Raw genomic sequence first — 15,388 nt, 5'->3', positions numbered from 1 at the left:
TGATCAGTGAGCGCGACGAACATCCCACCTTTCCTTTTGTGATTGAGGCCGCGAGATAAGCTCCTTCATCGACGGGAGTGGAACGGGATGGTTGGAGATCGCGCTGATGCCATGCTTGAAGTCATGGATGAAGCCATGGATGAAGTCAGGCATGAGGGAAGGTATCGTCGGATCGAGGTGATCACCGGTCGGCGCCAGCGGCGGAATTGGACTGACGAGGAGAAGGCGCGGATCCTTGCGGAAAGCGCAGCGCCCGACGTGAATATCTCGGCGATTGCCCGGCGCTGGGGCGTCAATCGCGGTCTGCTGAACGTCTGGCGTCGCGAAGCCGGACTGACCTCTCACCGATCCGCGAAAGCCCGCGCGCATCAGGCGATGTTCGTGCCGGTGACGGTGGTTGGCAATAGAATGTCTTCCGAGAGCGCGCCGTCGGATGTCGCCCACCATGCCGCGGGTCGTATTGAGATCGAGATTGCCGGCGCGCGCATGACCGTGATCGGCTCGGTGGCGCCCGAGTTGGCGGAAGCGATGGTGGCGGCGTTGCGAGGACGCCGGTGATCGGATTTTCGCCGAATGGCGTGAAGATCATGGTGGCGACGCAGCCGGTCGACTTCCGGCGCGGCATGAATGGGCTTGTGGCCTTGGTGGCGTCCGCGCTTGCGGCCGATCCGTTTTTATGTGCCGGGCGAGATTATGTGGCGGATCCGTCCCGGCGCCAGCCGAGGCCCGTCTAATCTGGAATTCTCCGCCACATAATATTTCGTGCCTCTTGGGATGGGTGCGGGATCCCCCCGCGCCGCTATTCGGAGGGACAACATGCTCGAGTTCTATTTCTCGTATCGTGGGGTGCTCAAGCGCCTGCATAGTGGTGCGCTTGGTGGCGAGATGGATCGCCTCGCGGAGCATTTTTTCACGCTCGGTTATAAGCGAGCGTCCGCCAAGATTTACCTGAGCCGGATTACCGTAAACGCGCCCAAATAGCTGTCGATGACATCTTGATGGATCGGCATCGGACCACAGTGTCAAGGCAAACTGGCTAAAAGGCGGTGGGCCCGCAACTTATGGTAAGCTATACTTTTGGCATTACTGGACGGTCGAAAGGGCCGTCCTCCGCCCCAGAAGCGTTGCTCTGGAATGCAGTGACAAGTCAGCACATGCATGCCTTGACGATCATGTGCCGTCGGCATTGCCTTTTTTTACGGGAGGCTCCCAGGTTGACGTGTGACCATGATGCCGCTCGCCCGCCTCTCAAGCAGGCGAAGTTGTGCCGGCAGCAACAAGTTCTGCGGCGTCTCCGTTTCCAGCAGGGGATATTGAGCTGGGCTGAGAGGAGTCCCGGCTAATTCACAGACGATTTTGCCAACCCTCAGCATCGGCGGCTCCAATGCCGCTTGGGTAGGCGGACAGCATCAACGACCTTGCTTCTCTTGAGGGAAGTTGACCTACCCGACGCCGAAAGCACCAGCTGCCATGTCCCCAAAGCGATCCCCAAAGCGAGAAAGCAGCACACTTATAACGGCAGTGAAAGGGACGGAAAATTGACGTCCAAAGTCGCGAACCTTGTTGTCGTTTTTGTCGAACCCGCGACATAACCCAATTCTCCAGTTTCCAGTTCTGCTCACGGCTAAACGACTGATAAGTCTCGGCGAGTCACGCATTCCAGGAGCCCAGCCGAGTTGGCATGAGCTTTGAAGTCATTGAGGAGCGGCGGAAATGGTCGAGCGGCATTCGGATGACGGGAATCGCGAATGTTGAAATGGAAGACGGCGCCGCTTGGAGGTGAGTCCAGTGTCAACTACCGATTATCTCTCCAAGCTTATCAATAAAGCGCCCAAGCTGGTGGAGTATCGACAGATCTCGCAGTGCGGGACGATCTGCCTTCGGATCAACGAGGGAAACGAACCCGAAGTGTTGCTTCTTACCAGTCGCGGCACAGGCAGGTGGATTATTCCAAAAGGTTACTTAGAGCGAAACGAACAACCGCACAAATGCGCCAAACGTGAAGCTTTGGAGGAAGCCGGCGTCACTGGAAAAATCGGCAAGAAGCCGATCGGCTCCTATACTTACATTAAGGATAGCAAGAGGCCGCCCCATATGGTTTCTGTGTTCCTGATGGAGTTCAAGGACGAAGTTGATGACTTTCGAGAGAAAGGGCAGCGGACCAGGCGGTGGGTTTCGCCACTGGAGGCCGCGGACCTCGTTGTTGAAACAGAACTACAAGGACTTTTCAGACGGGCTGAGTTGAACAACAAATGCGGCCTCCGACGTTAGAGATCAAGGCCCCCATGGTTCTGCTGCCGGGAATGGCAAATAGAGTAAGCGGCGGGGGCGATCCTTCTCTATCTTGAAGCCGCCGCTCTGATTGGCACAGCTCCATTGTGCCGATCTGTACTGCTGTGGCCGACAGTCGCCTACCGCAGCAAGACGGTCGTCACGGGCTTCCAATTGCCCACTTCGCGTGGTCGGAAAGCGCGTTTAAACTATTTGGAGGCGAAGAAGGATGCCAAGGATGGCCAGGGCATGTGCCAGTTCAGCCGCGCGCTTTCACTAGAGGCGGCAACGCCTTCCTGCCCGGCTTTATCGAACGTCATGATGCGCATTTTGCCCGCAGCCCTGCCCGACCGCAGAACCTGCATCGGCCGCTGAGCCTTGTGCCGGCCTACTCAACGAGATTTTCTGCAAGCGTGAACAGCGTTTACGCGGCGCTCAGTTGACGTTCTCCTACGAGCTCAAGCGGATCCTGCTCGAGGGAGGACGAGGTGACACCGGCCTAGTGAAGCCATCGCACTCCCTGTCCGCCCGGTGCGAGAAACGTCGGTGATCATAACGATTGCGATGACTGGGAAACGCAACCCCATCAGCTGAATGAAACCGCAAGCCCCCAAGTCCGGAAGGAGCGGGCCATCGTGCTCATTTTTGTCAAGGACAAGGCTTCGCCGACGACCGGCGTTTTCCGGACGGCATTACGAAACGTCGAAACGCTCAAGCATCTTTTTAAGCTGGAGGTTCTGCCGGTGAAGCTTGGGAGCAAGCAGTCGTCGCAGTTCTTTAATCTCTTCGTCGAGGATTTTTACGTCATTGAAGAAAGTATCCTCGGAAGACGAGTGTACACTTTGAGCTTCATTTGTGGCGGCGGCGCCCTGCGCAACGAGGCGGGCGCGGCCTCTCTTAGCAGGTTCTCGACGCTTGATCGGCGGTTTTCTTTGGGACTTTGTGCTTGTCTCGCCTTTCGACACCAATTCATCCGCGACACCCGAACGTTGGGCTTCCCCGGGCGCAGGGGTTTGAGCCTTTTCAATATCAAACGGCAGGCTCGTTGCCTGCACGACATCGGGCTGGCCTTTCGTCTCCTCGAATGGCACTGACGCTTGATCAACCGGGACCCCCGCATCGTGATCAGGTGTGCTGGAAGCTTGCGCTGTATCAGCAGACGGAAGCGCCGACGCGTGTTGCGATTCGCTTTCGAGAGCCTCGGGCTCAGTGTCATGCCCATTCGAATTCTCTTGCACTTTCGCTGGTTGCCGCCGCGACGACGTCAATTGAACAAGCAATTTCCACGGTGTTTTCATAGGGTTCCAACCTCGACTGAAACCTGGACTGCAATCCAGGTATGTTCACATGCCGTTCGGCGGGGCACGATGATGTGCGGCCGGCGAATATCGCCCCTCCTGAACATGGACTGAGGGTCATTGTCTCTACAAGCGTCTTTTCGATGACGGTCGCGTGCCGGTGTCCATGACCGTCTTTGCGGTATCAAGGGCCGGCCCCATCCCGGCGTCGCGAGCTTAGCGGCCCGCCGAATGGAGCGCCGGAGGTTGGGCATCCTGATCCTCGCTGGGAAGGAGAACGAACTGCAAGTCCTCATTAGATACACCTGTTTGGAACAGGCTCCCGTTCATCTGACGAAAGGATGCGATGGAAATCTACCGGAGCGGACGGCGCACGGGAGATGTGGCCTTGAAGGCGAAAACGGCGAAAGTGCGTTGTCAGTGGCGTGTCCTCAGTTCCTCAACGTTCACGACGCTGTCGAAAACATAGCCCGCGCCCCGCTCGGTGCGGATATATTGCGGGCTTAGGCTCCTGCCCTGCCCCAGCTTGCGGCGAAGGCGCAGGATTTGAACATCGATGCTGCGGTCATAGACGTCTTGATCATAGACGCGCGTCGCCATCAGAAGCTGCTCGCGCGAAAGCACCCGGCCCGGATTTCTAAGAAAGGCCATCAGGAGGTTGAACTCGCCCGCAGTGAGCCTGATTTCAGAATCCGTCCCTCGGCGCAAGCGGCGGCGCTTCGTGCTGACTCGCCAGTCATCGAAATGGAAGATCGTGTTTCGTCCACGCTCCGGCCGCTCGCGTAAGGCGGCGCGCAAGCGGGCTAGGAACTCCGGAAGGCCGAAGGGCTTGGTGATGTAGTCTCGAGCCCCCGTTTCGAGGCCGGTTACCTTGTCAGCCTCACCAAGGTAATCGCCGCTGATGATGATGATCGGAAGATCGCTCTTGGCGCCAAACTCCCGAACGAGTTGAAGACCATCTTCTCGGCCGAGGCTGAGATCAATAATTGCTAGATCTATCGCTTCGGAAGCCACCTTGCCGGCGGCCTGCTGACAGTTTTCGACCGCTCTGATCCTAAACTCATGCTTAGACAAGAAGTCCACTAGCAGCTCTCTCATTGAAGGGTCCTGACTGACAACGAGAATGTTCTTCATGTTCACTCCTGCAGTGCGGCCTGGCTTCCTGGCCATGACACCCAAATAGGGACAGTCAGCAGGTGGGACAATCATCATCAGGCGCATAGCAGAATAGCGCAGACAAATAGTCTCATGCACGCGGCGTGCCGCTGTGGACCAGGAACTGAATTCTCCGGCCGCTAGTCTTTGATCGATCGCGCGTTCTCCGGATACTTAACTCAGAGTATTGCCCAGGCCGGTACGACTACACTGTGGGAGAACGATCCCCCTTCCCCACCGGAATACCGTTTTCCTCCGATCCTTTAGCGCCGTCATTGGCATCTGCGCACCCCGTATGTGCTTTTCCGCACAGCTCCAAATGTCCGCCCAGATTTGTTTCACTTGAAACCTCGCTATCGTTGACATCCTTATGTATTTCACGAGACTTACTGACGCTACCATCAGTCATCCTGACTGGTAGCATGATAGGAACCTAAATATGAAAGGTCGATATGATGACCTATGTTTTACAAGAACCAGCACGTCTTTTTCCACTTGACGATATGTCAAAATCTATACTCACACCAACTGCTTCATTGCTCGCGCGGCATGAACTCTCCTGGCCGGCTGAACGATTGGGGAGCCGAGCTCGGTTGGTTATCGCTAGGACAGGAGGTGACGATGAGTAGATTGATCGTTGTCTCAAACAGGGTTTCGCTGCCCGATGAGCATGGCTCACTGCCAGCGGGCGGTATGGCCATTGCGCTGAGTGCCGCGCTTCGGCGTAGGCACGGTCTCTGGATGGGCTGGTCGGGGAAGGTGAAAGCTGACGAAGAACCGGCAGCCTTCACGAGGCGGGAGGTCGGCGGCATCACGTACGCGCTGATCGATCTGTCTCAAAAGGATCTGGATGAGTACTACTACGGCTTCTCCAACCAGGTTCTTTGGCCGATCTTCCACGACCGTGCCGACCTCGCTGAATATTCCGAGGCGCGAGAGACCGCATATTACCGCGTCAACAAGCTGTTCGCAGATCAGCTGGAGCTGCTCCTGCGCGAGGACGACGTCGTATGGGTGCACGACTATCACCTGATCCCGCTTGCGGCAGAACTGCGCCGACGCCACCACAAAAACCGGATCGGCTTTTTCCTGCACACTTCATGGCCGGCGGCGGACATGCTCGTCACTCTGCCGAACTATAATACTCTGCTGCGCGGTCTTTCGTTTTATGACCTCGTCGGCTTTCATACCAAGAACGATCTCAGCAACTTCTCCGAATGCCTGCGCCGCCAGGAGTTGAGAGACATCAACGAAGACCACTGCCGAACCTATGCCAACGCATTTCGCTGCGGCGTCTTTCCGATCAGCATCGACGCGGCTGGGTTCGCAAGCCTCGCCGAGCGCGACGAGGATCTGCGGGACAGCTATTGCAGGCTTGCCGGTTATGACATCGTGATCGGCGTCGACCGCCTTGATTATTCGAAGGGTATCGAGAACCGCATCATCGCCTTTAATCGATTCCTGCGAAGCAACAAGCATCGCAAACGCAAGACTTTGCTGCTGCAGATCACCCCGAAATCCCGCGAAAAAATACCGGCATATCAGGCGATGCAAAAGGACGTCGCCGAGTTGGTGGGGCGCGTCGATGGGGAACTCGGAACCGTCGGCTGGGTGCCTGTGCACTACATCAATCAGTCGCTCGGGCAACCGGAACTGGCCCGCCTCTACCGCAGGGCACGCGTTGGCCTCGTGACCCCACTTCGCGACGGCATGAACCTGGTGGCGAAGGAATATGTCGCTGCGCAGGACCCGCGTGACCCAGGTGTTCTCGTGCTCTCGCGCTTTGCCGGTGCCGCCAATGAGTTGGGCGAAGCGATCCTCGTTAATCCCTATGACCCTGAGGACGTGGCGGGTGCTATAGAAACCGCGCTGGACATGCCGCGAGATGAGCGGATTACGCGTTGGACCGCGATGATGGAGAGGCTTCGCAAGCACAATGTCTATCGCTGGTGCGACGACTTTCTCTCAAGCCTGGATCCGCCCCGAGGCTTGACGGCGTCGTTGGACCCTGCCTCGCCTGTAGCAGGCTGAAGGCGATTAGGTAAATCAGGCAGCATTCCGAACTCGCGGAGGGTGGCGAATGTGTCGTGATAAAAGCCACGGCAGACCATTTCCTCCGACGGCCGGGCCGAGGAAAATAGAGGGCGCAGGCGTGCGTGGCGGAGAACTCATGGGTTGCGCCAGATCATCAACCTGGTTGGGGCGATCATTCTCAAAAGCCGTCCGCTCGCTGGCTCGACGAGATCGCCTTCAACACTGCCGAGCGCGCGTGGCCATCCCACCGAAACCGCAAGAAGGCCCTCGTCGCCTGCCCGGACGAGCGTTGAGCAGGCGACTACCATTCCCTATCGGGAGCGCGCAGATTCAATGATGTCGATCCGGCTGGTGAAACCGCTGATGTGCTCAGGAGCTTGGCCTCTACACCGCAGAGGCCAATTCTCCAAGACGTTAACCTGAGCACACTGCCTGGGAAGGCACGAGGAAAGGCCTATGGATGAGCTCGCCTGCAATGGCAACACTTCAAAAGCGTGGGAACGGCCGCAACTGATCGTCGCTGGCCCTCGCACCGCACCGCAACGGCAAAGGCTGACGTCGATTGACCTGAACCTGCTGTTGGCTCTCGAGGCGCTGCTGGAGCACCGTAATGTCACGCATGCGGCCCGGGACCTGGGCTTGAGCCAACCGTCGATAAGCAGAGCGTTAACCAGGCTGCGGGGCATTTTCAATGACGAGCTATTGGTTCGCGGCTCGGGCGGCATGCTTCCGACGCCGTATGCCGAACGCCTGGCCCAAATGCTGCCGCCAGTGTTGGATTCAATTCGCAGGATGGTGAACCGCGGCTTTGCCCAGAGAGAGTGGCGGTCAACGGTAAGAATGGCAATGTCTGATCACCAAGCGCTGGTGCTGCTGCCGCCTCTCCTACCGCTTCTGCGCGAGCGCGCCCCTAATCTCAACATAGTAACCGATTCGCGCCTCACCGGCGCGCTCCGACGGCTTGATGAAGGCGACATCGATGTGGCCGTTGGGCAGATCGGTGCGACTCCACAGGGCTACTTTCGGCGGAGGCTCTACACCGACCGCTTTGCTTGCCTGCTACGCAACGACCACCCAGCCCTGGGGCAGGAATGGACGATCGACACCTTCGCGGCCTTGCGCCACGCCGCGATTGCCTCGGATTCCAAGGACGGTTTCGGCCGGGTGCACGACGAGTTGGCCAAGTTAGATCTCCAGGATCGCGAGCCGGTCCTGGTTTCTAACGTTCTCACGGCCGCGTTGGCGATCGTGGCGACCGATCTGGTGCTGGTTGTACCACGCCGCGTCGCGACTAGGATCACCCCCTTGCTGCCGCTCGCGATTGTCGATCCGCCTGTGGAGCTAACTCCCTACGAGGTCGTGCTGATCTGGCACGAGCGTTGCCATCGCGACCCGGACCATTGCCGGCTGCGCCACGAGATTACCGCCGCGGCGGGAACAGAGCTGGCACAAGCATCATAATAAGGGCAAGGGCAACCGCTAATGCGCCGTCCAGCCAATGAGTGTCATCCGATCCGAAATCTGGCTGTCTTTAGGATATTTCGGAGACAGTTCGTTATCCCCCTCTCCGCCGGAAGGCGAAGCTGGCTGCGCTGCGCCAACACAGCGAACTCGACGCGTTCCATTTCGAGCGAGAATTTGAAGCAAGGATTTTCGGCAATCTGCCAAGCGAAAGCGTATTCACACGCTCAACCATCTACACAATCTAAGTCTCCCCTTGTCGACCGCCGTGCGGCGTGTCAAGCCTTCCGTCAGCCATATCCCCAGGGTGCCTCTGGGGTGCATGCATCCATTCTGGCCGCGTATCTCGGCTCGGACCCGGTGACAGGTACTTCGTTAGCTCAAATCGCGAGCTCTCTGCCGCAGCTCGATATGGTTGATCACCGTTTGTTGCGGCCAGAACGCTCCCCGCAAATTGTCATCGTCGATTGTCGCGAGCTGGAGGAACACAAGCATGCTCGCGTGAGTCTCTCATCCGAACTAGTGCAACTAGCCTTGGTTGCGGAAGGCAGCTTGGACCGAAGGGCGGTTTTCTCCAACGGATACTCCGATTACCTGCTTTGGCCGCTAATCGAGGAGGAAGTTCTAAGCAGACTTACCGCCTGCGTCGCCGAGATCGCGCGGCGTTCAGCCCCGCCATTCTTCTCAGCCGATGCGCTTGTGCAGGACTCATGCGTTCTGCTGGCGCAGCGGATCGACCAGCAGATCACTCTCAGCAAATTGGCTCGCACGGTTGGGACGAACAAGACAACGCTCGTCAACCGGTTCGAGGCATCCTTTGGCTGTGGCCCTATGACTTGGTTACGGCACTATCGGATGACCCTGGCTGCCGCGCGCTTGCGAAGCGGGCATGAAAGCGTCGCCACGGTCGCCGCATCTTTAGGCTACGAGAACAGCAACAACTTCTCTACAGCGTTCAAGGCGTTTCATGGCCTCTCGCCGCTACGCTATCGCAAAATGGTAGCCGGCAAAGAAAAGTCTGTCCGACGCAAAGGTTAGGACCGGAGCGAAATGGTATACAGCAGTGGAGGCGCGCAAAAATCATATCGCTCTTAGGTGTACGCACTCCAGGCAGCTCACGGCTGCCACAGCAACGCTCAGGTCTCCCACAGGAGGATAATCATGTCGAACGCATTTGCATTGAATGTTCACGAGCGTGAACAGAGCTATTCGCTCAAGAACTACGAGGCGGCGGCGGCGTTTTTCTACGCCAAGCCCCTGGTTTTGGCCCAACCAGATGCCACGCCCCCCAGTGACGACACGATCGCCAACGATCACGGGACAATACAGTTTCACCTCATCGGCCAGAAACCTAACGACCCGAAGTACAGTCGCGTCATGAATGAGAATGGGGACAACCTCCTGGCGATAGGGGGACTCATTCACGACTATATGCATACCCATTATCCCGCCATTGATTCGCAAAAACTGGACATCAACACCTGGACAGACGTTATTGCAAACATCCCTGATGTTTCGATTGGCGGGAAAAAACTGAAGAGTTATTCAAACAGGCTTGTCGGCACTTCTGTCTCGGCCACTTTCCTCTCCTTGCTTGCCACGGCGATCATTACCGACGGGGCATCGCTGCTGATGGATTTCCAGTCCTTCCTCACAAAGATGGGCGACCTCACCTTCAGGGCCAACGGCAAGGCGCAGCAATACAAAGCGCTGACATGCACCTACCAGAGCTACCTTCTCGATAATGGGGCAGGCGGACATTATGATTACGGAGCGATCGTTCTGCGTCAGATTGAGTTCAAAGAGCACTTCATTGAGCTGAAATCCTGTTGCTCCTCGGCGCAATACGTCAACGTCGACATCGACTATAGCGAGGTCAACACTCTGGTTCAGACTCGACGGATCCGCAAACACGGCTCCGACTACGAAAACTTCCGGAAGCTCGTGAATGCAAACTCCACCAAGCAGTTCAAGAACGCGAGGAACTTCTTCGACGGCGGCTCGACGCCGGAAGGAGAATTGAAGCCGGTCCAATCGTGAGCCTTTGGTCGAAAAGCAGCGCAACCAACGGCATGGGGTTGGCCAACCTTCCCCGCGTCATTGGATGTAACAGAGCAGTCCGGCGAACCTTTGCGGACTGCCACGCTCTCTCGCGCCCCCGGCCAGCGGACTTTTGTCCCGTCTCCAAAAAGAAGCAAACATGAACCCATTCGCAAAAACAGCTGCGGGCCTGTTCGTGGTGATAGCCCCCCAGAAGAGCAAACCGCTGGAAGCAGAGAGGATTTGCTCTGCCTTGATCCGGAAACTATCCGAAGATCCAAACCGCAATCTGGATGCTAGGACGTGGCAGAATGCCGTGCAAATGATACCGAACCTGGTGGAAACCGCCTCGACTTCAAGGAAGCTGAACGGCACGATTGCCGATACTGATTTGCCCCATGCCCTTGCGTCAATCTGTGCAAATGCTGTCGGCGACCGCCAAGGCAGCGGCCTGGCGAAGCCAATTAGTAGCTACCTGAGGAAATACGGGGAACCGATCGCATTCAATTGCCTCATCCTGGATCAATCCGACCCCGCGGAAATCCACCTATTCTTGACTTGTCTTGCGGTGGTCGAAGGTGGAAGGCCGGACAGTCGCGCCATCACCGCGACGTTGCTGTCGGCGTCGCTAAATCTGTCCGACGAGCAAACGCAATCCGCTATCGTGCAGATTTTCGGCCGTTTCGGCCCGCCGAGCGACTCACAGTGCTACCTGCGCGTTTTGCCGTGATCGGGGTGCCCAGCCCTATATTGCAGGTGGAGAGGACCATACCAGTGGTCATCCCTGGTCATGCGCAATGCGAACCTGTACGAGGATGGCCAAGGCCTGGTCTCCTCACGGAGGCGAATTGGCGGAGACACCTTCCGCAGTCGCCTGGGGTAAACCTGCCGGATGGGCAACATCTTACGCGGTCGACGGATGGTGACCAAGGGCAAAGAACCCGTGTAGTGTTGGGAGCGAACAGGAGGGTTGGCGGTTCTCAATACGACCTTTGAGGAGGTCCGAAAATGAGAGACGTGCTATGGAGTACTTCGCTCTGGGTGACGCTGCAAAACGGCATGAGAGGCCAGTTCTGCGGTGAAGCGTCACTTGCGTGCAGCGACGCTGGGCTCTCGACCGCCGAGATGGTGAGGCGGCACCCATAAATTCGCCCGAAAGGCCGAAATCATGCGGATGTTGCCCGCGCCTCACCCCGGAAGAGGAGCTTTCCACCATGCCAAACTCCTGAATAGGCCTCGCGTCTACCGGCACCGGCAGAGGTCTGACGAAGCATCTTCCGGTCAACAACGACACGATCCTGCAGCACCCTCAAACGTGAAGCAGCACCTTCCTGATGAGTCCACCCCAAGCTCGCGGCCGCGGCACGCCCTGTCCGAGCAAGCGCGGCTGACGCTCGCAAGCACTCGTGAGGGAGTTATGTTATGGCGATCTTATTCACGATTTTTCGCAATGGAAATGACTTCTCAGGTTCGGCTGATGGGAATAGCGATTACGTAGGGCAGTGTGCCGTATAAAGGCAGGATCGGCCTCTACAACATCTTCGCTTGGAGCAGGATTCAGCAACTGTACTACCAAGCCGCGGACCTTCCTTACGCTTATGGTTTTGGGCGATGTTCATCGAACCCACCGCGCTTTGCCGAAGGACTGAATTTCCTCACCCTCAATACCGACGATCAGGCTGCGCGTTCGATTTCGGGCCAATTTGCGGGCCATGCCTCTAATAGCCATCTTGTCACCTATTGCCCCGCGATGCTGGCTCTTCCTGGCTCGTATACTGACCAGATCCTCGAGAGGTCGAGGTCGTGGTCGTGAGCGGGTCGTTGACCGCCCTGTCAAACCGCTTCAACCGAAGCCTTTGATCGGGAACCAACCTGCGAAATGGTACGGTAGTCACCGAGATCCGCCTCCTTCAACAACTTCCAGTAATCGATCAGGCGCCAAGGGCTGTTCGTTACGATTCGCCCACGGTCGTTACGGAAAAAGGTGGACATGCCGGGATGGCTCCAGATCATCTGCTGATGCATTGTTTGGATTGTCCGGTTGTAACGTTGATATACATCTTGCCGGCATTCCACCTCAACAAGCTTCTTCTCGCCCATCTGGCGCAGAACACTCAGCACGTAGTCGATTTGGCTTTCAATCGTGAAGATAAAGCTGCCGCGATGGCCGAGCGCCGTATTGGGGCCATAGAGCATGAAGAAGTTCGGGAATCCCGCTACAACAGTGCCAAGATAAGCCTGACAGTCATCATCGTTCCAGACCTCACGTACTGTCCGACCGTTGCGTCCGATCACCTGAATCGGAAGTAGATAGCGTGTGGTATCGTAGCCCGAGGCGACGATGAGAACATCTGCCTCATGCGTTTCGCCATTTATCGCTTGGATTGATCTCCCCTCAACACGCGCAGCAGCGGCGTCTACCAGCGTAACATGCGTCTTCAGTAGGGTCTTGTACCAGCCGTTGTCTAGGAGCATCCGCTTGCCGAATGGCGGGTACGGCGGGATGACCTTGGTCATGAGGTCAGGGCGCCCCGCCAGCTGTTTCTCGATGTATCGTGTGTAAGTCTCGCGGTCGCCGTCGTTTACCGCATTCACGGAACGGTCCGGATGCGGCCAGGCCGGGTCCTTCTGCAGGGCCTCGTGCACTTCACTGTCGAAAATCCAACTCAGCCTTAGCCTGTACAGCCATTCGTAGTGTGGCACCTCGCGGAGTAAGAACTGCACCGGTTCCGGGACCGGCATTTGAAATTTCGGGAAGGGCGCCGCCCATTGGCGTGAACGCTGGAAGATTGTCAACGCACCCACCCGATCTGCGATGGCGGGAACAACCTGCATTGCCGAGGCCCCATTTCCAATCACGGCCACGCGTTTGCCGTCGAGCGCGACTTCTGGATCCCATTCCGAGGTGTGTACCACCGGGCCGTCGAAGTCGCGCAGGCCCGAAATGATGGGCCATTTCGGCGTGGTGAAGCCACCCACGGCCGAGATGACCACATTGGTCACGAGGGTTTCTTCCGTACCGTTGGGCAGGCGTAACCGGGAGTGCCAAGTCCGGCTCTCTTCGTCATAGCGGGTGACCAGGCACTCGATGCCGTAGCGGATGGAGCTCTCGATCTCAAAGTCGCGGGCAACACGGTTGAAGTAGTCGTCGATTTCCTTCTGCAACGGGAAGAACTTGCTCCAGTCGCCACTTGCAAAAGTGTAGGAGTAGAGATGTCCGGGCGTGTCCACTCCGCAGCCAGGATAGTGATGTGAGTGCCAGACCCCGCCGGTGCTGTCTTGCTTTTCGATTTGGATGTAAGAGATGCCCAATTGTCGTAACCGAATCGCGGCTGCAACACCGGACATGCCCGCCCCGATGACGAGCACACGAAACCCCTCTGGCAAGGACACCGGATCCGGAATGGCGCCTGAATACCTCTGCAGCTTATGGATCATCATGTCAGCGTATTCCGGCGGAATAGGCTCGGCCTCCGACACGGTCAGCATGCGGATCAACTCTTCTGCCGACAGGTCCTGCTTGACGACGTGTGCGCCGTGGCGCCAAGCGATGAAGGCGGCCAGTGCTGCGTCGCGGATCTCCGTCTGCAATTCGGCCGCCAGGCCTCCGGAATCGTTGTCGCCCCAGCCACTCTTCACGGGGACAAACGGCGGGTTGAGCCAGTACTCCTGTCCTGTGAACTGATACAGAAGGAGCAGTAGGGTTGGAATATTGGCTGAAGGGAGCGCCTCGGCAATTCGTTGGCGGAACAGGTCGAGGTCGGCAGAGTGAGCCATGATTTAGGTTCCTACTGTTGCTTGAATCCGGATCACCCCGCCAGACGCGACATTCAATGCAAGTTTTCCTGCCCGGCTTCGGCGTGGTTTCCGCATTGGCATTAGGGAAGATTCGGCAAGAGACTTGCCGAATATCTGATCCAAATCACGCTTGAGCGCGTCGGCATCGATCACTCCTCCCACGGCCACGGCAAGATTGCTGCGCGCGAAACCCGCTTATGAAAAGAGTCGACGGTCGTGACGGCGGGCGGGTTTGCTCGACCCCTCATGCCGGTGGCGGGGGCACAGCAGCGGAAAATGCGCCGGTGCGGCCTCGGCTCGACCGGCCAGTTACTTCTGCATCTGAAACGATCCGCTCCCTGACGATCGGAAGTAGGGCCCGGCAGAAACCATTGTGCTAGCATTTCGATACCTTTGCGAGATAAGTCGGTCCGTGACGCGTCTGCGAATGCCTCGAAGCAATATGTGTGCCAAAGGAAACTCTCTTTCTAATACAACGGCATAGCGGCCGTCTTGCATGTCCATTGTCCGACATCGAACGAGGCTCAAGCGGCATTAACGTGGCGCACGCCTGACGCATCCCCGCGCAACGGCACTCGTATTCGACGACGCCGGCGCGGCCGGCGAGCGTCTCCACCGTCAACGAACCAGGATTTTCGGCGCTGCCGGCATACTCACCGTCGGCCGCTTGGAGTGAATGGACAGAAAAGCGAGACAGGCCTGCGCGAAAATCTAGTTTTGGGGGTTCCGAGCACCTGGCGACGCCGGCAAGGCCCCTGTAAGTAAATCGGCAAAGCCGACAGAATTGTCGGCTACCGCTCAAAGGCACTGACAATGGTCATAACCGCCTGCATGAATAGCGCTGCCGGAATTGACAGCGACGATGATGCGAGCGCCTTGGCCGAACATCGTGTTGGGGAAGCTGGATGAGAAAAGCTGTCATGAATGGTTCAAGGTGCGAGAGCGCACGATTGCGACGGTCTATTGGGTTGACCTGCGACGGACAGTGGACGGAACTTCAAAATCGTGCAGAGCCGCCCAATGACGCTGCCTGACCGGCACCTCGCCTGTGGGGAAGCGCTCGAGGCATGTTTCAGGTTCTGGCAGCGGTGGCGGAACCGTCCGGCTGACACGTGACACTGCCGCTGACGCAGAGCGTGGTCGTTTTCCTTCGTGATGCGGGCGAAAAGAAGCTGCTTCATCGCTGTCCAGCTCACACCCGCGAATTCCCCTGCTGAAAGGAGCTCGCACAACTAGAGCACGTCCACTTTAATCCGGGTCATATCCTGCTGCTGCGAAGTAGTTCGCACACTCTTGCGGCTCGAAGAGCTTGACGATGTCGCCAACGGTGT

11 protein-coding genes and 2 pseudogenes are annotated in these 15,388 nt (G+C 57.6%); 11 read left to right on the top strand and 2 right to left on the bottom strand.

Features of this window, described 5'->3' with window-relative positions:
• Window positions 1-87 precede the first annotated feature (87 nt).
• The 6 genes and pseudogenes from QN224_RS31890 (at window position 88) to QN224_RS33985 (ending at window position 3,365) form a co-directional block, all read left to right on the top strand.
• Window positions 88-558, top strand: a complete 471-nt coding sequence (locus QN224_RS31890; RefSeq protein WP_283979931.1) for a transposase — start codon at window positions 88-90, stop codon at window positions 556-558.
• Window positions 555-674 (top strand): annotated as a pseudogene (gene tnpB / locus QN224_RS31885) (IS66 family insertion sequence element accessory protein TnpB); the annotation flags it as partial. The gene QN224_RS31890 and the pseudogene tnpB, both read left to right, overlap by 4 nt.
• Before the next feature lie 142 nt (window positions 675-816).
• Window positions 817-981 carry a hypothetical protein gene (locus QN224_RS31880; RefSeq protein WP_283979930.1) on the top strand — a complete coding sequence of 55 codons (165 nt, stop codon included), beginning with the start codon at window positions 817-819 and terminating at the stop codon, window positions 979-981.
• Window positions 982-1,788: 807 nt separating this feature from the next.
• Window positions 1,789-2,271 (top strand): NUDIX hydrolase, encoded by a 483-nt coding sequence (locus QN224_RS31875; protein WP_283979929.1) that lies wholly within the window; start codon window positions 1,789-1,791, stop codon window positions 2,269-2,271.
• 219 nt (window positions 2,272-2,490) lie between these two features.
• Window positions 2,491-2,749 (top strand): annotated as a pseudogene (locus QN224_RS31870) (ISNCY family transposase); the annotation flags it as partial.
• A 157-nt stretch (window positions 2,750-2,906) separates the two neighbouring features.
• Window positions 2,907-3,365, top strand: a complete 459-nt coding sequence (locus tag QN224_RS33985; protein WP_309486653.1) for a hypothetical protein — start codon at window positions 2,907-2,909, stop codon at window positions 3,363-3,365.
• A gap of 621 nt (window positions 3,366-3,986) precedes the next feature.
• Here QN224_RS33985 and QN224_RS31860 read toward each other — a convergent pair.
• Window positions 3,987-4,823, bottom strand: coding sequence for a winged helix-turn-helix domain-containing protein (locus QN224_RS31860; RefSeq protein ID WP_309486652.1), 837 nt, complete (start codon window positions 4,821-4,823; stop codon window positions 3,987-3,989).
• Between the two features lie 522 nt (window positions 4,824-5,345).
• On the opposite strand from QN224_RS31860, the gene QN224_RS31855 reads away from it, so the two are divergent.
• The 5 genes from QN224_RS31855 to QN224_RS31835 all read left to right on the top strand — a co-directional run bounded on the left by QN224_RS31855 (window position 5,346) and on the right by QN224_RS31835 (window position 10,989).
• The gene (locus QN224_RS31855) at window positions 5,346-6,755 is read left to right on the top strand and encodes a trehalose-6-phosphate synthase (protein WP_283979927.1); all 1,410 of its coding nucleotides are present in this window, start codon (window positions 5,346-5,348) and stop codon (window positions 6,753-6,755) included.
• Between the two features lie 459 nt (window positions 6,756-7,214).
• Entirely contained in the window at window positions 7,215-8,219 is a 1,005-nt protein-coding gene (locus QN224_RS31850; protein ID WP_283979926.1) for a LysR family transcriptional regulator, read from the top strand.
• Between the two features lie 318 nt (window positions 8,220-8,537).
• Entirely contained in the window at window positions 8,538-9,257 is a 720-nt protein-coding gene (locus QN224_RS31845; RefSeq protein WP_283979925.1) for an AraC family transcriptional regulator, read from the top strand.
• Window positions 9,258-9,380: 123 nt separating this feature from the next.
• Window positions 9,381-10,259, top strand: a complete 879-nt coding sequence (locus QN224_RS31840) for a hypothetical protein (protein ID WP_283979924.1) — start codon at window positions 9,381-9,383, stop codon at window positions 10,257-10,259.
• 160 nt (window positions 10,260-10,419) lie between these two features.
• On the top strand, window positions 10,420-10,989 hold the full coding sequence (locus tag QN224_RS31835) for a glutamate acetyltransferase (RefSeq protein ID WP_283979923.1): 570 nt from the start codon (window positions 10,420-10,422) through the stop codon (window positions 10,987-10,989).
• A 1,103-nt stretch (window positions 10,990-12,092) separates the two neighbouring features.
• Here the strand turns inward: QN224_RS31835 and QN224_RS31830 are convergent.
• Window positions 12,093-14,036, bottom strand: a complete 1,944-nt coding sequence (locus QN224_RS31830; protein ID WP_283979922.1) for an NAD(P)/FAD-dependent oxidoreductase — start codon at window positions 14,034-14,036, stop codon at window positions 12,093-12,095.
• Between the last annotated feature and the right edge of the window lie 1,352 nt (window positions 14,037-15,388).

It is taken from the genome of Sinorhizobium sp. 7-81 (genome assembly GCF_030124405.1).
GTDB classification, from domain to species: Bacteria; Pseudomonadota; Alphaproteobacteria; order Rhizobiales; family Rhizobiaceae; genus Sinorhizobium; species Sinorhizobium psoraleae.
This window is presented reverse-complemented; position numbering and strand designations above follow the sequence as displayed.